This is a genomic window from Actinomadura geliboluensis, from assembly GCF_005889745.1.
In the GTDB taxonomy this organism is placed as follows: Bacteria; Actinomycetota; Actinomycetes; order Streptosporangiales; family Streptosporangiaceae; genus Spirillospora; species Spirillospora geliboluensis.
The window spans coordinates 15,101-31,456 of record NZ_VCKZ01000046.1; the positions used below are offsets into that span (position 1 = coordinate 15,101).

General features: G+C 70.8%; 16 protein-coding genes and 1 tRNA gene. 11 read left to right on the forward strand and 6 right to left on the reverse strand.

What is annotated here, in order from left to right; translation table 11 throughout:
* Position 1: 1 nt before the first annotated feature.
* Together ETD96_RS09465 and ETD96_RS09470 are read right to left on the reverse strand one after the other, a co-directional pair.
* A complete protein-coding gene (locus tag ETD96_RS09465) occupies positions 2-340 on the reverse strand; it encodes a hypothetical protein (protein WP_138635934.1) in 339 nt (112 codons plus the stop codon).
* A 48-nt stretch (positions 341-388) separates the two neighbouring features.
* Positions 389-2,005 carry an FAD-dependent monooxygenase gene (locus ETD96_RS09470; RefSeq protein ID WP_171068945.1) on the reverse strand — a complete coding sequence of 539 codons (1,617 nt, stop codon included), beginning with the start codon at positions 2,003-2,005 and terminating at the stop codon, positions 389-391.
* Between the two features lie 428 nt (positions 2,006-2,433).
* On the opposite strand from ETD96_RS09470, the gene ETD96_RS09475 reads away from it, so the two are divergent.
* Positions 2,434-2,967: a hypothetical protein gene (locus tag ETD96_RS09475; RefSeq protein ID WP_138635936.1), complete on the forward strand. Its 534-nt coding sequence runs from the start codon at positions 2,434-2,436 to the stop codon at positions 2,965-2,967.
* A 96-nt stretch (positions 2,968-3,063) separates the two neighbouring features.
* On the opposite strand, the gene ETD96_RS09480 is transcribed toward ETD96_RS09475, so the two are convergent.
* The 3 genes from ETD96_RS09480 to ETD96_RS09490 all read right to left on the reverse strand — a co-directional run bounded on the left by ETD96_RS09480 (position 3,064) and on the right by ETD96_RS09490 (position 6,133).
* Positions 3,064-4,011, reverse strand: coding sequence for a glycoside hydrolase family 16 protein (locus ETD96_RS09480; RefSeq protein ID WP_138635937.1), 948 nt, complete (start codon positions 4,009-4,011; stop codon positions 3,064-3,066).
* 155 nt (positions 4,012-4,166) lie between these two features.
* Positions 4,167-4,841 carry a response regulator gene (locus ETD96_RS09485; protein ID WP_138635938.1) on the reverse strand — a complete coding sequence of 225 codons (675 nt, stop codon included), beginning with the start codon at positions 4,839-4,841 and terminating at the stop codon, positions 4,167-4,169.
* Positions 4,838-6,133: a sensor histidine kinase gene (locus ETD96_RS09490; RefSeq protein ID WP_171068946.1), complete on the reverse strand. Its 1,296-nt coding sequence runs from the start codon at positions 6,131-6,133 to the stop codon at positions 4,838-4,840. Before ETD96_RS09490 ends, ETD96_RS09485 begins: the two co-directional genes overlap by 4 nt.
* A gap of 97 nt (positions 6,134-6,230) precedes the next feature.
* Between ETD96_RS09490 and ETD96_RS09495 the strand changes: the two genes are divergently transcribed.
* The 3 genes from ETD96_RS09495 to ETD96_RS09505 all read left to right on the forward strand — a co-directional run bounded on the left by ETD96_RS09495 (position 6,231) and on the right by ETD96_RS09505 (position 8,677).
* Positions 6,231-7,328, forward strand: coding sequence for an RICIN domain-containing protein (locus tag ETD96_RS09495; protein WP_171068947.1), 1,098 nt, complete (start codon positions 6,231-6,233; stop codon positions 7,326-7,328).
* Positions 7,329-7,520: 192 nt separating this feature from the next.
* Entirely contained in the window at positions 7,521-8,054 is a 534-nt protein-coding gene (locus ETD96_RS09500; RefSeq protein WP_138635941.1) for a hypothetical protein, read from the forward strand.
* 134 nt (positions 8,055-8,188) lie between these two features.
* Positions 8,189-8,677: a GNAT family N-acetyltransferase gene (locus ETD96_RS09505; protein ID WP_138635942.1), complete on the forward strand. Its 489-nt coding sequence runs from the start codon at positions 8,189-8,191 to the stop codon at positions 8,675-8,677.
* 575 nt (positions 8,678-9,252) lie between these two features.
* Here the strand turns inward: ETD96_RS09505 and ETD96_RS09510 are convergent.
* Positions 9,253-9,324: transfer RNA gene (locus tag ETD96_RS09510), tRNA-Arg, on the reverse strand.
* Between the two features lie 125 nt (positions 9,325-9,449).
* Here ETD96_RS09510 and ETD96_RS09515 point away from each other — a divergent pair.
* The 7 genes from ETD96_RS09515 to ETD96_RS09545 all read left to right on the forward strand — a co-directional run.
* The gene (locus ETD96_RS09515) at positions 9,450-9,812 is read left to right on the forward strand and encodes a response regulator transcription factor (RefSeq protein ID WP_138635947.1); all 363 of its coding nucleotides are present in this window, start codon (positions 9,450-9,452) and stop codon (positions 9,810-9,812) included.
* A gap of 21 nt (positions 9,813-9,833) precedes the next feature.
* Complete coding sequence (locus ETD96_RS09520) at positions 9,834-10,463, forward strand: DALR anticodon-binding domain-containing protein (protein ID WP_138635943.1); 630 nt, start codon at positions 9,834-9,836, stop codon at positions 10,461-10,463.
* Positions 10,460-11,851 (forward strand): diaminopimelate decarboxylase, encoded by a 1,392-nt coding sequence (gene lysA / locus ETD96_RS09525; protein WP_138635944.1) that lies wholly within the window; start codon positions 10,460-10,462, stop codon positions 11,849-11,851. The genes ETD96_RS09520 and lysA overlap by 4 nt, the downstream gene beginning before the upstream one ends.
* Positions 11,848-13,152: a homoserine dehydrogenase gene (locus ETD96_RS09530; protein WP_240807426.1), complete on the forward strand. Its 1,305-nt coding sequence runs from the start codon at positions 11,848-11,850 to the stop codon at positions 13,150-13,152. Before lysA ends, ETD96_RS09530 begins: the two co-directional genes overlap by 4 nt.
* Before the next feature lie 93 nt (positions 13,153-13,245).
* Positions 13,246-14,313, forward strand: a complete 1,068-nt coding sequence (thrC, locus tag ETD96_RS09535) for a threonine synthase (RefSeq protein ID WP_138635945.1) — start codon at positions 13,246-13,248, stop codon at positions 14,311-14,313.
* Positions 14,314-15,255, forward strand: a complete 942-nt coding sequence (gene thrB / locus ETD96_RS09540; RefSeq protein WP_138635946.1) for a homoserine kinase — start codon at positions 14,314-14,316, stop codon at positions 15,253-15,255. It abuts the gene before it with no gap.
* Positions 15,256-15,759: 504 nt separating this feature from the next.
* On the forward strand, positions 15,760-16,356 hold a 597-nt coding region (locus ETD96_RS09545), incomplete at its 3' end, for a Rho termination factor N-terminal domain-containing protein (RefSeq protein ID WP_240807428.1).

Genomic DNA, 16,356 nt, shown 5'->3' on the forward strand with positions numbered 1-16,356 from the left:
GTCACGCCTGGGAAAGCGCGTAGAGAATGAACAGGACGCAACAGACAGTCACCGCGCCCATCCCGATGAAGTAGGCGCCCGCCTTGCGCCGCCGTCCGACCACCGCCGCAACGAGACCGGCGACCGGCGCGAGTGCGGCACCTCCGAGCCCGGCCCAGAGCAGCGCCACAGCCGCCGACCTTCCGACGACGTTGCCCGAAGCTTCGTCGACGAGGGCAAGGCCAATCGCGATGGCCAGGGGAAAGGCGAGCCACCACGAGGTCATGCCGACCACCACCCAGGACACGATCCGGGCGCTGCCAGGGCGCGTCCCGGCATGCGAGGGGTCAGCGGTCGACATGCCCGCATCCTAAGCGCCCTACTACCGCCAGCCGCTCTGCGGACGACCTCAGCGGAACAGAAGCCGGCCCATGACGTCCTCGATCGTGCTGCGGGGATCGTCACCCGGCGCGTCCGTCCGCCAGCCGATCACACGGTCGGGCCTCACCAGCACAGCCCCACGGGACCCGACCCCGTAGACGTCCGCGAACCGCCCTTCCTTGTCGACGAGCGGACCAGTCGCGGCAACGCAATGGGCCTCCAACGGGACACCCCAAGCCGCGGCCACCGAAGCGGCGGCATTGCACCACTCCCGGCCCTCCGCCCCCGCGAGCAGGACGAACCTGCCCCCGAAAAGATCGAGCGTCGAAACCGAGACCCCGTCCCGTTCGAGTGACAGATGCGGCGCCCGCGTACCGGCCCGGCCCGTAGGAACCCGAGGATCCTCCAGCGGCGCCCCCTCCGCAGCAGGTTCGACGACCCCCTCCGACCGGTAAACGGCGCCCAACTCGATGGACGCATCATCGAGCGCCTCCGCCAAATCGTCCTTCGGAAGGGAGGAATCCACCCTCAGCACGTACCGGGTGTACGCCTGCTCTACGGTCAACTGACAGACCGGCCTGCGCTCGGCGTCATAGGTGTCCAGGAGCCGCTCTCCAGCCGCCCCTCCATGCACCATGGCCAGCTTCCAGGCGAGATTGTGCGCGTCGGCGATCCCGGTATTGCCGCCGAACCCGCCCGTCGGCGGCATGACGTGCGCGGCGTCCCCAACGAGCAGGACCCGCCGATCCCGGAACCGCTCGGCCGCGGCGGCCGCCGCACTCCACCTCTGCACATTGTCGATCTCGACCGGGAACTCGGCCCCGGCGCCGAGTGCCGTCCGCACAAGATCCGCGCACCGTGCGGCATCCACGTGTTCTCCGACATCGCTGTCCCGGGAGCCGTCCGGCCCGAAAGTGGCGAAGACGGCGAGAAACCCGGAGTCACCGCCAATTGCAAACCTGAAGAACCCCAGCAGTTCAGGGTGGTTGACGTACACCACGCTCAGGTTGCGCTCCCCGAGCATCTCCCGGACGTCGGCCTTGAAGTAGATGGTGACGCAGTCGGCGAACCCGCCACGCCCCACCATGTCGATCCCCAGCCGCTCTCGCACACCACTGTGCGCACCATCGGCCGCGACGAGATACTCCGACCGCACGGTCCGTTCCGTTCCGCGGTCACGTGACCGTATGACGGACGTGACGCCTTCATCATCTTGCTCGAAGCCGACAAGCTCAGTACCGAAGCAGTGCTCGGCCCCCAACTCCCGCGCCCGGTCCCGCAGCAGCGGCTCCAGCCCGATCTGGGTGATGAACAGCCGCGAGGTCGGGCTGAGCCCCTCGACCCCGTCGTTGTACGACCGGTAGAAGTACTGCAGCTCCTTACCGCTCAGGCTCTCGACGGCGATGATCGCCCCGTTCTGAACGAACTCCCGCTCGGCCGCGTCATCGACGGCCTCCTGCATGCCGACGCTGCGGAAGACCTCCATCGTTCCCTGGTGGAACGAGGCCGCCCTGGGGTGGATCGCCGTCCCCCGGTGCTGCTCGACCAGCATGTGCGGCACGCCGCGCGCCGCCAGCAGCAGCGAGGTGGTCAGCCCGACAAGGCTGCCTCCCGCGATGAGAACCGGAACCTCGTGATCGGCCATGGGGATTCCATCCCTCCCGTCGCCGGCGTGGGGTGGGAGCCCTGCTCTCCGACTGAGACCAGTCATCGCCCTGCCGCGTTTCCAGGATCGTACACCTGTCCGCACAGCGGACAAGGTCATCCTCCAACCCACCCCGACCACACCCACCGGTGGGTCGATTGACGACGCCCCGGGCGGGGCCCTCTGGGGCGCGCTCCCTCGCGCACTGGAGCCAGACGTCTCATGGACCACAGCGGCACTCTCCGGTCTGGCCTTCGCCGTCCTCTACGGCTGGTCTTCGACGCCTGGTACCGACGAAGAGTCTTCACACAAGAAGATGTGCGGCGCGGTCATCCCAGATGATCAGCTGACCATTCTGGACGCCATGGCCTAATTGCGATATGTCAGAGTATGATCACCCGGCGGATCCCGGGTTCAGGGAGCATTCGATGACACATCGGAAAGCGGCCGTCCGCGGCCTTCTTCTTTTCGCGACCGTAACGCTGGGCGCCGCGGCATGCGGCGGCGGATCGGACGACGGCGAGGCCGGCGCCGCCCCGGCCGCGACGCGGCCCGCGCCGCCGAGCCCGGCGGAGACGACCGAGCCGCCCGAAACCGATCCCGGCGCCGAGCCCGGCATCCGCGGCGCCCGCGCCGCGCTCCAGGCGTTCCTGCGGGGGCAGGCGGCGGGCGACACGTCCGTGTGCCGGTACGTGGCCAAGGACAGCGACTTCTTGAACGGCCCCGCGCTCAGAGGCGACTGCCGCAAAGGCGTGAAGGACACTCCCCACCTGCTGCGGCCCCGGGAACGGCTCGCGCTGCGCCGGGTCCTGGCCACCGGCGGCAAGATCACCGAGCGCGACGAGGCGGTGCTGCCCTTCTCCGGGCTGCGCTGGACGGACGGCCACCTGACGGAGTCGGCGCTCCAGCCCGAGTTCGTCCTGCGCCGCGACGGCGAGGGGATGTGGCAGATCGTCCGCTGACGCCCCGGCGGGCCGGCCTCCCGGAGACCCCGTGCCCGGAAGACCGTGCCCGCCCGCCGGCCTTCGCCGCGTCCCCCCGCCCCGGGGGCGCCGGGATCAGGCGTCGTACATGCGGATCCAGTCGATCTCGAGTGTCGCGTTGCGGCCGGTGTCGATGCCGGGCGCGGTCAGCTTCTTCAGCTCGGGCATCCAGTCGAGCTGGATCGCCTGGCCCATCGCGCGCGGGGGCTGCACGTCCTGCCTGGTGGTGTGGAAGTGGCGGCGCCCGTCCACATACCCGTTGATCTCCTTGGGGGTCCACTCGAGCGCGAACGTGTGCCACGTGGTGAGGTCGACGTCGGCCCGGCCGTCCAGGCGGCCCGAGTTGCCCTCCCGGCCCTTCTGCTCCGACCCCTTCCGCTGGTCGAAGTGGAGGAAGAAGTTGGCGCCCTTCCGGAGCCCGTCGTCCCCGTAGGTCTCCATGTAGTCGATCTCGCCGCCGCCGCCCTCCGGCGCGGTGCCGCCGCCGCCGTTGACGGGCCACATCAGCACGTTCGCGTTGTAGCAGGCGCAGGCGCGGTTCATCCGCAGCCGCGTCTCCCAGCGGCCGTACTTGCGGTCGCCGTTGCGCCAGCCGAGCCCGCCGGTCGTCCCGTCCGGCGTGCCGGTGATCCGCAACGCCCCGTTCTGAACGGTGACCGCCTCGGGGCTGCGCCGCCCCTTGCCGGCGTGCCCCTCGCCGTCGTACAGCTCCCACGCCTCCCGGTCGAGGCGGCCGTTGAACTCGTCGTGCGCCAGCGGACGCCCCCAGCCGTACCGCTGCGCCGCCGTCGCCGCGCCGCCGGTCTTCTCGGCGGCGCGGTCGGCCTCCGCGGCGGCGCGGGGGGTCTCCCGAGCGCTCCGGGGGGCCTTGGAGGCGCCCGGCCCGACCGGGTGGAACTCGGCCGCCGCGCCCGTGCGGCCGATGTCGGCGGAGCTCTCGTGCAGGGCGGCGAACGCCGAGACCCCGACCGTCACCGCCGTGACCGTCACGACGACGGCGCGTCTACGGAATGAGAAGGACACGGTTCAACCTCCGCACCGGACGAATTGTGCCGACAGCCGATTCAGCCGTTCCGCACTCCACTAATTCGTCCGAAACCTACTCGGCCGCGCCACGGGGCCCTAGGGCCCTACGGCCCTAGCGGCGGGACGGGGGGACCTCAATAACGCGCCGCAGGTCAGTCCCGCGGCGGCATTCCGAGCCAGGTCACGATGGCCGTGGAGCGGTTGGGCGCGCCGAGCTTGGCGTAAAGCCGGTTGATGTAATTCTTGACGGTCTTCTCGGTGAGAAATAGCTTGGCGGCGATCACCGAGTTCGGATGTCCCTGGGTGATCAGATCCATGACCTCGGCCTCGCGTTCGGAAAGCCCGAACCGCCGGCGCTGCTCGGCCGGGTCGGCCGCCGCGGGCGCGGCCCCCGGGTCGGTCCGCGCGGCGTCGATCAGTGCGGCCGACGCCGCCTGGGAAAGGGGGTGGGCCCGATGCCTCGCGGTGTCCAGCACCGCCGCGGCCAGCTCCTCCGGGGTGAAGGTGTTGTGCACCAGGTAGCCCACCGCCCCGTTCCGGACGGCCGCCAGCACCACCTCGGGGTCCTCGACCTGGGTGAGCATGATGACCCGGCTGATCGCGCTCAGCGCGGCCGAGGCGGAGATCCCGTCGACGTGCGGCATCCGGACGTCCAGCAGGATCACGTCCGGGGCCAGCGCGCGCGCCAGCTCCACGGCCTCGCGGCCGTCCCCCGCCTCGCCCACGACCTCGATCTCGCCGGACGCGTCCAGCGCCAGCGTGAGCCCGGAGCGGATGAACGGGTTGTCGTCCACCACCAGCACCCGGCACCGCACACCCGCGTTCATTCGCTTCCCTCCATCGGCGCCTTCCCGCTCGCGGCCGGGGTCCTCCCCGCCGTCCCGTCCCATGCCGCCCCGCCGCCGGCCGGCCCGGCGGGGAACCGGACGGTGATGCTCGTGCCGCCGCCCGGGACCGAGTCGACGGTGAGCTCCCCTCCGCCGCGCCGGGCCCGCTCGTGCATGCCGAGGAGGCCGTAGTGTCCGCCGCCGGCGAGCTCGTCCAGCCAGCCCGCCCTGCCGGGGCGTCCGGGCATGCCGCGGCCGTCGTCGCGCACAACCGCCCGGACGCCGTCCGGCCCGCCGGACACGGTGAGCTCCACGACCGAGGCATCGGCGTGCCGGCGGACGTTCTCCAGCGCCTCCGAGATGATCGCCACGGTCTCGTGCCGGGGATGCAGCGGCAGGTCGGCGTCCTCCTGGATGCGCGTGACGACCCGCAACCCCGTCGCCCGGCCCCACTCCGCCGCGAGCTCGGCGGCCACGACGTGCAGCGGGCGCTGCACGGTGCCGGACCGCAGCTCGGAGATGAGCGAGCGCGCCTGCCGGGTGGCGATCTGCGCGGCGGTGGCGATGCGCTGGGCCTCCTTCTCCGCCCGCTCCGGAGACCTGCGCACGAAGGCGGGGAGGCTGCTCGCCGCCAGCGCGATCCCGGACAGGGTGCCGCTCAGCGAATCATGCATCTCCCGGGCGAGCCGGGAGCGCTCCTCGGCGGCCATGGCCAGCGCCTCCGAGCGCCAGAGCGCCTCCTCCGCCGCGGCCTGCTCGTCGAACAGCCGCCGGATCACGGCGCCGACCAGGGCGCCGATCCCGTAGAAGGCGGGCATCGCGAGCAGCAGCGGGAGCGTCGTGCTGTGCCGGATGCCGTCCGTCCCGTCGCCCTGGAAGAGCGCCACGTAGTACAGCACGGCCTGCTGGAGGCACAGCGCCACCGTCGTCGGCCACCGGTACAGCAGCCCGGCCAGGCCGGCCGCGATCACCGTGACCAGGAAGTACGGGCCGAGGATCCCGCCGGCCTCCAGCACCGCGTAGCCGACGAGGACATCGCAGGCCAGCAGGGCCGGCTGCGCGTACAGCCGCGAGACCACCTGCTCCCAGCCGAGCAGCATCAGCCCGGAGAGCAGCGCCACCCCCGCCAGCACGCCCAGCGCCCAGAAGTCGCCCCGGACCTGCCGGTCGATGAGCACCGTCACCCCGACGACCAGCACCCGCACCTGGATGAGCAGCACGAACGCCGTGCCGATGCGGGATTCGGCGGATCCGCGCAGCGACCCGGAAGCGTGCTTGGCGAGATCGGACATCGGCGGCCCTCCGCGAGTTCGTACCGTCGGCCCGGAACCGGAAGCGCAGGCGTTTGCAAAGGGAACACTAGCCACATCTCCAATGGAGGTCGCTACGATGCCCACGACCAACAGTATTTCAACGCAAGAAGGGGCAAAAGTGCCAGGCCGCAGGGCGGTCCCGCAGCCTGACGGCGTCCGTGACGCCGCCGGGTTCATCGCCTTGATGCGCGCGCTTCAGCGCTGGTCGGGACTCAGCCTCGCGGAACTCGAAGCCAGGATGGGCTCCGCGCCTGTGCTCCTTCCGGAAGGCCTGGCCGGAATGCTCGGCGGAAGCAAGCTTCCGCGACGGGAAGTTGTGTCGGCATTCATCAGCGCTTGCGGATGCGTGCCCGAAGTGCAGGCCGATTGGATGCGCGCGTACGCGAGGATCAGCGGGACGGCACCGGCGCCTTCCCCGGAGGCCGCCTTCGCCCCGCCTCCCTCGCGGGAGGCGCCACCGGAAGAACCGGAAAAGCGAGCGCGCCCCCGCCACCGGAAGCCGGGAGGAAAGCGCCGCCAAAAGCGGACGCGCCGTTCGCTGTCCCCGCTGGCGGCCGCCCCGGCGTTCGTCACCGTCGCGGTCATCGCGGTGGCCATGCTGACCGGGTCGGGCGACGACTCCGGCAAGGCCGACGGCGGGCACGGCGGGAAACGGCCGACCGCGGCCCCGCCGGGCACGGGCTGGTACGCGGTCCAGCCGGAAACGGCCACGTCGGTCGGCGACTGCCTGGCGATCTTCCCCGACGACCAGTTCGCACCGACCCTTTCCCAGGATCAGTGCGACGAGGAGGACGCGCTGCAGCGGTTCTGGCTGGAACCCGATTCCGGCGGCATCTACGTGATCAAGGCCTACACGGTCAAAGAGCAGCTCTGGTGCCTCACGCTGGACGCCCCCAGCGACGGCGCACGCCTCCACCTGAAGGCGTGCGACAAGGCCAGCAAGTGGCAGCGGTTCGCCCTGCAGGCGGCCGAACCGCCGAGTTCCGGCAAGGCCGGCGACGGCACCTCGCAACCCGTGCCCCTCTTTGAACTGCGGCCGGGCGAGACCCGCGAGAAGGGAATGTGCGTGGGGATCGACTCCTCGCATTCGGGCACCGTCCAGGCGGTCCACACCGCATGCTCGAAGTCGGCGGTCTGGGGATACAACTTCATCCAGACCGTGGCACCCGCATAGCGCCACGTCCAAGCCTTTACTAACGATTCCCCCACACCCTCATGGGTAAATAGCTGCACCCTTGCGTAGGGCCCCCGAACAGAATAAAGAAGCCCTAGGGCCCTGACTCCAGATCGTTTCACATCGCTACCTTCACTGAAGTCAACGGCGGCCGGCAAAGAAAGGCCCCGATCCTTCAGAAAGGCTTCAGCGATGAAGAAGACGAACGCCCTGGTCGCGACGGGCGCACTGGGACTCACCCTGGCCGGCGGCGCGGTGGTCGCCGGCCTCACGTCCGAACCGGCCAAGCCCGCGTCCCCCGTCGCCGGCACCGGCACCACGCAGTCCCTTTCGGGCGGGGCGCTTCCGGGGCAGTCCCTCTCGCAGCAGTCCGCCGCGAAGGTGGTCAAGAAGACCGACTACGGCCCCTGGAGCAGCCACTTCGCCAACACGAAGCTGAAGTGCCGGACGTACGCCAGCGCCGGCACCTCCGGCAGCCGCGTCTGGCACTACGGCAAGGTCGAGTGCAACAAGAAGGTCGCGGTGATCGACGTCTACTCGGGCATCAACCGGGGACGGCCGGCCGTCTCCAAGAAGGTCTGCAGGGACACCAAGACCTGCGCGGTCGAGGGCTGGGTGAAGAACCCGTCCGGCCAGCAGTCCTGGTCGGTGACCACCACCGGCGGCGCCGGAACGCTCCTGCTCTCGGGCAACCGCCTCTCCGCCCACGTCACGTTCCGCGCCTAGACGCCCGCCCAACACGCGAACCCACCGGCGCCCAGACCGCCCCCGGCCTGGGCGCCGGCGGCCATGAACGCCCTTGATCGTGTCCTGAGGACGCCCAGCGTTAGCGTGTCACCGGAGATTGAGAGGTAGCGCTCATGGCCGACATCACGGTCTCGCTGACCGTCCGCGACCTGACGCATGACGATCTTCCTTCATGCTCTTGGTCCGGGTCGGCCACCCACCTGGTGAGCATGGCCAAGGCCCTGGACCGGACCGCACGTGGCGAGGTGGACTATCTCGCCGTCTGCCCGCCGTCCGGTCTTCCTGTAGCGGTCGGCGGAGTCGACTACGCGAAGACGGCCGGTGCGGGAACCCTCTGGCAGTTGGCCGTTCATGAGGCGCTGCGGTCGTGCGGGATCGGCACCATCCTCATTCAGGCTGCCGAGCAGCGAATCCGTTCCCGCGGCCTGGACCGCGCCGAACTCGGCGTCGAGGAGAGCAACCCACGGGCCCGCGCGCTGTATGAGCGGCTCGGCTACGTCGCCTATGGGAGCGCACCCGAGTCGTGGGACGTGGATGGTCCAGACGGAACCACCCTTAGGTACGAGGCGGCGTGCACGCTAATGCGCAAGCAGTTGCCGTAGCCGGGGGCGGCCGTCCAGGACGCCGTTCATGCGCTGACGCGGCTTCTACGGTGCGCTGAAGTACGTCGTCCGCGAGAAACAGCTTTCGGTGGATCCACTCGACGGGGCCAGCGATCGCGCCTGGAAGCCGCCCGAAGTGGTCCATGCGGTCGACCGGCGGCGCGTCCCAATCCCAAGCAAGTTGGCGCGCTCCAGTGGGCCGGATGGCGGGTTCTTCCGCACCTACAAGGACGGCGTCTACCAACCCTCGACGCTGTGGCGGGTCCTGGACGTGGCGCGCGGCACGGCACTCACGACGGCACAGGCCAAGACTCCACTCGCGCGCAACCCGCACGACTTCCGGCACCCCGGGGTCTCGTGGCGGCTGAACTCCGGCGTTCGGCGAGGACGGTCTCTTCCGTACCGGGGCTCATTGCTGGGGGCGACCTCTGGCAGATGACCTCAACCGCGTTCCGCGTTGTTCCGGAGACCGTGCCGATCGGCGGCCTTCGGTGGCACATGGCTGCATACGCAACAAACCCCGGTGCCTGGCTTAGTGCCTGGTCAACCGGGATTCTTCGCGGATTCTTCTGAGGTGCCCCCTGCAGGATTCGAACCTGCGCACACGGCTCCGGAGGCCGTTGCTCTATCCCCTGAGCTAAGGGGGCCCTGCGCCGTTGGTGGCGCGGTAGAAGGTTACCAGGGTTGGCGGGGTGGCGTGCACGTGGGATTTCGCCGTGCGTGCGGGGGAGGAGTGGGCTAACTTCGAGCCGTGACCGAGCCACTGGGACGCGTGCTGGTCGTCGACGATGACGAGGTGATCCGCCAGCTCATCGCCGTGAACCTGCAACTGGAGGGGTTCGAGGTGTCGACCGCGGTGGACGGTCAGGACTGCCTGGAGAAGGTGGGCGAGGTCCGGCCGGACGTGATCACGCTGGACGTGATGATGCCGCGGCTGGACGGGTGGGTGACCGCGGTGAAGCTGCGGGAGGACCCCGGGACCGCGCACATCCGGGTCGTGATGATCACTGCGCGGGCGCAGGAGCACGATGTGCGGCGGGGGCACGAGATCGGTGTCGACGCGTACGTGACCAAGCCGTTCGACCCGAACCAGCTGATCCAGACGGTGCGGAAACTCGCTGCGGTGTCCAGATAGTGGTCGGATAGTCTCACCAGGGTGACTCCAGGCGATGCCCTCGTGCGGGCGGTGCGGGACGCCGTGGCGGACGGGGAGATCGATGTCGCCGTGCCGGAGAGCGTCGTGGTCTTCGGGCGGGGGCGCGGGGTGTTCGAGAGTCCGGTGGCGCTGCGGCTCGGTGTCGATCCCGAGGTGATCGCGCGGCGGGTCGGGGGCGTCGTCCGCGATGGGTTCGTCCGGGTCGTCCTGGCGGCGGGGGAGCTGGTGGAGCAGATCCTGGGTGATCCTCGTTACGGGGTCGCCGCGCGGGTGCCGGGGGGTGTGTGGGACGAGTGGCCCCGGACGTTTGAGAATCCGGGGTTTTCGGTTCGCCTTGCTTACGCGCGGGCCTGCTGGGTCGAGCGGTGGGGCGAGAGCGCGCCGTTTCGGGGCGGGGCGCTGGAGTCCGAGCTCGTGTGGGCCATGGGGGACGTGCCCGGGCGGGCGGAGCAGGCGGAGCGGGAACGGGATGCCAGGCCGCTGATGTTGTGTTTGGAGAGAGTGGCCGAGGCGTACCACGAGGTGCACGAGCACCGTCCTGAGGGACGGGCGGGTTTGGCGCGGGCGGTGAAGGTCGTCCTCGGCAACGGGCTGAACATGATCGGTGAGACCCCTAGAGAGCGGATATGAGTCGAGTACACCCTGCTGGGCCGAGGCATGCCGATGTGCTGCCGGAGGACCATCCTGCCGGGCCTGCGGAGGATCTGAACGCCCTGGAGCCCGCTGTGTGGCCGCGCAGTGCCCGCCGGGAGGACGGTGTCCTGACGGTCGGCGGTGTCGACGTGCGGGACCTGGCCAAGGAGTACGGGACGCCTCTGTACGTCTATGACGAGGAGGACGTGCGGAGCCGGGCCAGGGAGTACGCGGCGGCGTTCCATGACGGGGACGTCCACTACGCGGGCAAGGCCTTTCTGTGTACCGCGGTCGCGCGGTGGCTGAAGGAGGAGGGCCTGGGGCTCGACGTGTGCAGTGGGGGTGAGCTTGCCGTTGCCCTCGCGGCGGACTTCCCTACCGAGCGCATCACCCTGCATGGGAGCAACAAGGCCAAGTGGGAGCTGGAGCAGGCCCTTGAGGCCGGCGTCGGACGGATCGTGCTGGATTCGTTCGAGGAGATAGCGCGGCTGGGGTATCTCGCCCAGGAGATGGGTGTCCGCCCCAAGGTGATGGTGCGGGTCACTACGGGTGTTGAGGCGCACACCCATGAGTTCATCGCGACCGCCCATGACGACCAGAAGTTCGGGTTCTCGCGCAGTTCGGGGGCCGCGCTGGAGGCCGTCCGGCGGGTTCTGGAGCTGAAGCAGCTGGAGCTGGTGGGGCTGCACAGCCACATCGGGTCGCAGATCTTCGAGGTGGACGGGTTCGAGGTCGCCGCGCACCGGCTGGCGGAGCTGCTGGTCGCGATCCGGGACGAGCACGGGATCGAGCTTCCGGAGCTCGACCTCGGCGGCGGTTACGGGATCGCGTACGTGCCGGGCGAGGAGCCGCACGACCCCAAGTCGATCGCGGACGGGCTCAGGGACATCGTGGCCCGCGAGTGCAGGGCGTACGGCCTGGCGATGCCGCGGCTGACCGTGGAGCCGGGACGGGCGATCATCGGGCCGGGCGGCGTCACGGTGTACGAGGTCGGCACGGTGAAGGACGTCGAGGGCCTGCGCACGTACGTGTCGGTCGACGGCGGCATGAGCGACAACCTGCGCACCGCGCTGTACGGCGCCGAGTACACCGGCGTGCTGGCGAGCAGGTCGTCGGATGCGGCGCCCATGCTCAGTAGGCTTGTCGGCAAGCACTGCGAGAGCGGCGACATTGTGGTGCGGGACCTGTGGTTCCCCGAAGATCTTGCGGCGGGGGACCTGGTGGCGGTGGCGGCGACCGGTGCGTACTGTCGGTCGATGGCCAGCAACTACAACCACGTCCCGAAGCCCGCCGTCGTGGCGGTGAGGGACGGCAGGTCGCGCGTGATCGTCCGCCGGGAGAGCGCGGCGGACCTGCTGCGGCTCGATGCGGAGGTCGAAGCGTGAAACCCGGACTGCGCGTGGCGCTGCTCGGATGCGGGGTGGTCGGCACGGAGGTCGTCCGGCTGCTGATCGAGCAGGCCGACGATCTGGCCGCGCGCGTGGGGACGCCGCTGGAACTCGCCGGGATCGCCGTGCGCAGGCCGGACCGGGTGCGCGAGGGCGTGCCCAGGGAGCTGCTGACGACGGACGCCCAGGGCCTGGTGACCAGGGACGACGTCGACATCGTCATCGAGGTCATCGGCGGCATCGAGCCGGCCAGGACGCTGATGCTGGAGGCGATGAAGTCCGGCAAGTCGGTGATCACGGCGAACAAGGCGCTGCTGGCCGAGGACGGCGCGACGCTGTTCGCGGCGGCCCGCGAGTACGGCGCCGACCTGTACTACGAGGCGTCCGTGGCGGGCGCGATCCCGCTGCTGCGGCCGCTGCGCGACTCGCTGGTCGGCGACCACGTGCACCGGGTGCTCGGCATCGTCAACGGCACCACGAACTACATCCTCGACCAGATGGACACGCACGGCGCCGGGTTCAACGACGCGCTGGAGGAGGCTCAGGCGCTCGGCTACGCGGAGGCCGATCCGACGGCCGACGTGGAGGGTTTCGACGCGGCGGCCAAGGCGGCGATCCTGGCGCAGTTGGCGTTCCACACGCCCGTGACGGCGGCGGACGTCCATCGTGAGGGCATCACCGAGGTGAGCGCCGCCGATGTGGCGGGCGCCAAGGGGATGGACTGCGTCGTCAAGCTCCTGGCCATCTGCGAGCGCATCCCTTCGACGGACGGCCGGAACGGACGCGGTGTGTCCGTTCGCGTGTATCCGGCGATGATTCCCAGGTCTCACCCGCTGGCGAGTGTGCGCGAGGCGTACAACGCGGTGTTCGTGGAGGCCGAGTCCGCCGGATCGCTGATGTTCTATGGCGCGGGTGCCGGTGGTGCTCCGACGGCGTCCGCGATCCTGGGCGACCTTGTCGCGGTGGCGCGGAACGTGGCCGGCGGTACACCGGGCCCTGTCGAGGTGACGTACGCGAAGCTTCCCGTTCTGCCGATGGGCGAGACCGTCACCCGCTACTACATCCAGGTGGACGTGACCGACGAGGCCGGTGTCCTCGCCACGGTCGCGGAGGAGTTCGCCAGGCACGGGGTGTCGATCCAGGCCGTCCGGCAGGTCGGGCTGGGCGAGGAGGCCCAGCTCGTCGTGGTGACGCACCGGGCGCCGGACGCGGCCCTCACCGCGACGGTGGAGGGCCTGCGCGGGCTTGAGATCGTCCGGGCCGTGACCAGCGTGATGCGGGTCGAAGGCGAGGAGTGACGCCCCAGGTGAGGCCCGGTGACCGGGCCGCGTAGCGGTACGGGCGATCCCGGTAGACTCCGGGCAACATCCCAGGTCATTCAGGAGACCGACGTGAACCCGAACGCCCGCGCGTGGCGTGGCCTTATCGAGGAGTACCGCGACCGGCTGCCGGTGTCGGACCGGACCCCGGTCGTGACGCTGCTGGAGGGCGGCACCCCGCTGGTGCCCGCGCACCGGCTGTCCCAGCTGACCGGCTGCGAGGTGTTCCTCAAGGTCGAGGGCGCCAACCCGACCGGTTCGTTCAAGGACCGCGGCATGACGATGGCGATCAGCAAGGCCGCCGAGGACGGCGCCAAGGCGGTGATCTGCGCGTCCACCGGCAACACCTCGGCGTCCGCCGCCGCGTACGCGGTGCGGGCCGGGATGACCTGCGCGGTCCTCGTCCCGCAGGGCAAGATCGCGATGGGCAAGCTGGCGCAGGCGCTGGTGCACGGCGCGCGGCTCCTTCAGGTGGACGGCAACTTCGACGACTGCCTCGAACTGGCGCGCAAGCTGTCGGTCGACTACCCGGTGGCGCTGGTCAACTCGGTCAACAAGTACCGGCTGCAGGGCCAGAAGACGGCGGCGTTCGAGATCGTGGACGCGCTCGGCGACGCCCCCGACGTGCACTGCCTGCCCGTCGGCAACGCGGGCAACATCTCCGCGTACTGGATGGGCTACCGGGAGTACGCCGCCGACGGGGAGGCGTCGAAGACGCCGCGCATGCTGGGCTTCCAGGCCAGCGGGGCGGCGCCGTTCGTGAAGGGCGAGCCCGTCCTGAAGCCGCAGACGATCGCGACCGCGATCCGGATCGGCAACCCCGCCTCCTGGGACCTGGCCGTCGCCGCGCGCGACGAGTCGGGCGGCGCGATCGACTCGGTCACCGACCGGCAGATCCTCGCCGCGTACCGGCTGCTCGCCCGGGAGGAGGGCGTCTTCGTGGAGCCCGCCTCCGCGGCGAGCGTCGCGGGCCTGCTGCAGGCGAGCGAGCAGGGCGTCGTCGCCCCGGGCGCGAAGGTCGTCTGCACGGTCACCGGCAACGGCCTCAAGGACCCCGACTGGGCCATCTCCGGCGCCCCCGCGCCGACCACCATCAAGGTGGACGCGCACTCCGCCGCCTCCGAACTCGGCCTCACCTAAGTGGGCTGGACGGAAGGCCCGGTGCTGGTGCGGACGCCCGCGACCAGCGCGAACCTGGGCCCCGGCTTCGACTCGCTCGGCCTCGCGCTCGCCCTGCACGACGAGGTCGAGGTCGAGCTGACCGGCGGCGGGGTGGCCATCGAGGTGGACGGCGAGGGCGCGGAGGTCGCCGACCGCGGCGAGCGGCACCTCATCGTGAAGGTGCTGCGCCGCACCCTCGACGTCCTCGATGACCTGGCCGGATCCGGCCCGTCCCGGCCGCCGGGGGTCCGGCTGCGCTGCCGCAACGCGATCCCGCACAGCCGCGGGCTCGGCTCGTCGTCCGCCGCGATCGTGGCGGCGATCGTGGCGGCCCGCGCGCTGCACCCGGCGGGGGCGCTGCTCGACGACGACGCCGCGCTGCGGCTCGCCACCGAGATCGAGGGGCATCCCGACAACGTCGCGCCGTGCCTCGCGGGCGGCCTGACCGTCGCCTGGACGACGCCGGCCGGCCCGCGGCTGGTGCGGCTGGAATCGCAGGTCACCGAGGTCGTCGCGATCGTCCCCGAGCAGCGGCTGGCGACCGAGCGGGCCCGCGGGCTGCTGCCGGAGGCCGTCCCGCACGGCGACGCCGCGGCGAACGCCGGGCGGGCCGCGCTGCTGGTCGCGGCGCTCACCGCGGGAATGGCCGAGGACGTGCTGCTGGACGCGACCGAGGACCGGCTCCACCAGGACTACCGCGCGCCCGCCATGCCCGAGTCCGCCGCACTGGTCAAGACCTTGCGGGACGGGGGCGTCCCGGCGGTGATTTCCGGGGCCGGTCCGACTGTCCTGGCCTTCACAAACGCATCACGAGTTGATTCAGTAGTCCCCGAAGTGGGTAAAGGCTGGCACATACACCCGTTGGACGTCGCGACCCGCGGCGCTCGCGTCATGACCGGAGAACACGAGGTCCGGGCCTGATCGCGGCGTCGGGGGCGGGGCCTTCGCGGCGCTCCGGCCGGTGCAGGTTCCGGCACGATCCCGCTAGGTAAAATGCGAAGACATCGACCTCTGGGGAATAGCTGTGTGCCCTGGTGATGTTAGGCTGAATGCCGCACCAGATGCCCCGTTCGGGGCAGCGTGCTCGTCAGCCGCGCGTCGCCTGTTCGACCCTCCGGTCGTTTCGGTCCCGCGTACCAGGCTCCCCGACACCGTGATATCCCGTTGTCAGGCATTCCAGCGCAACAACTCAGGACGTGGCGGTACCGGGGACACGCACGAGCGGAACGTCCCGTCCACCATCTGGCTGTGCCCAGAACACGCAGATCCCGGTTCCATCGTGATCAGCGGAGCCCGTCCCGGCGCCCCCGCCGGGCCGCACCACCGGGTCGACTGGCCGAACGCCGGCCAACGCCCGCTCCCTGGGAAGGACCCTTAGTGAGCGAATCCAGCGAACTCCTTACGGACGCATCAAGCACGGGAACCGTGGCCGACGCCGCTCCGGCCGCCGCGGAGTCCGCCACCCCCCGGCGCCGCCGCTCGGGCACCGGCCTGTCGGCCATGGTGCTGCCCGAGCTCAAGGCGCTCGCGTCCAGCCTCGGCATCACCGGTGTGACCGGGATGCGCAAGAGCCAGCTCATCGCCGCCATCCAGGAGAAGCAGGGTGGCCAGGGGCAGGGCTCGGCGGGGGGCGCGCAGGGAGACGCTGCCGCGGCCACACTCGACTCGGCCCAGCCCGAGGCGGGCCGCACCGAGCGTCCCCGGCGGAGCCGCACCACCGCCGCCAAGCGCGAGGTGTCCGACGACCAGGTGAGCCTGAACGACGTCGTGCCCTCGGGCGAGCAGGGCGGCGATCAGGGCCAGGCCGCCGAGCAGGCGCCGGCCGCCGCGTCCGCCGGAACGGCGGAGAAGGCGGAGCCGGAGACCGCCGAGAAGCCGGAGCGCGCGGAGCGGGACGGTCGCCAGGGCGGCCGCCAGCGCGGCGAGCGGCAGGACCGAGGGGGCGAAGGGCGCGGCGAGCGGGGCCGCGACCAGCGAGACCAGGGCCGGGAGCAGAACACCGACGACGGCGAGTCCCAGGGC

Excerpts from the sequence above, each read along its gene's own strand:
- ETD96_RS09485 (WP_138635938.1), bottom strand. The coding sequence starts at position 4,841 with ATGAACGCGGGTGTGCGGTGCCGGGTGCTGGTGGTGGACGACAACCCG.
- ETD96_RS09465 (WP_138635934.1), bottom strand. The coding sequence starts at position 340 with ATGTCGACCGCTGACCCCTCGCATGCCGGGACGCGCCCTGGCAGCGCC.
- ETD96_RS09505 (WP_138635942.1), top strand. The coding sequence starts at position 8,189 with ATGGCCGACATCACGGTCTCGCTGACCGTCCGCGACCTGACGCATGAC.
- ETD96_RS09495 (WP_171068947.1), top strand. The coding sequence starts at position 6,231 with ATGCCCACGACCAACAGTATTTCAACGCAAGAAGGGGCAAAAGTGCCA.
- ETD96_RS09490 (WP_171068946.1), bottom strand. The coding sequence starts at position 6,133 with ATGTCCGATCTCGCCAAGCACGCTTCCGGGTCGCTGCGCGGATCCGCC.
- ETD96_RS09475 (WP_138635936.1), top strand. The coding sequence starts at position 2,434 with ATGACACATCGGAAAGCGGCCGTCCGCGGCCTTCTTCTTTTCGCGACC.
- ETD96_RS09470 (WP_171068945.1), bottom strand. The coding sequence starts at position 2,005 with ATGGCCGATCACGAGGTTCCGGTTCTCATCGCGGGAGGCAGCCTTGTC.
- lysA (WP_138635944.1), top strand. The coding sequence starts at position 10,460 with ATGAGTCGAGTACACCCTGCTGGGCCGAGGCATGCCGATGTGCTGCCG.
- ETD96_RS09500 (WP_138635941.1), top strand. The coding sequence starts at position 7,521 with ATGAAGAAGACGAACGCCCTGGTCGCGACGGGCGCACTGGGACTCACC.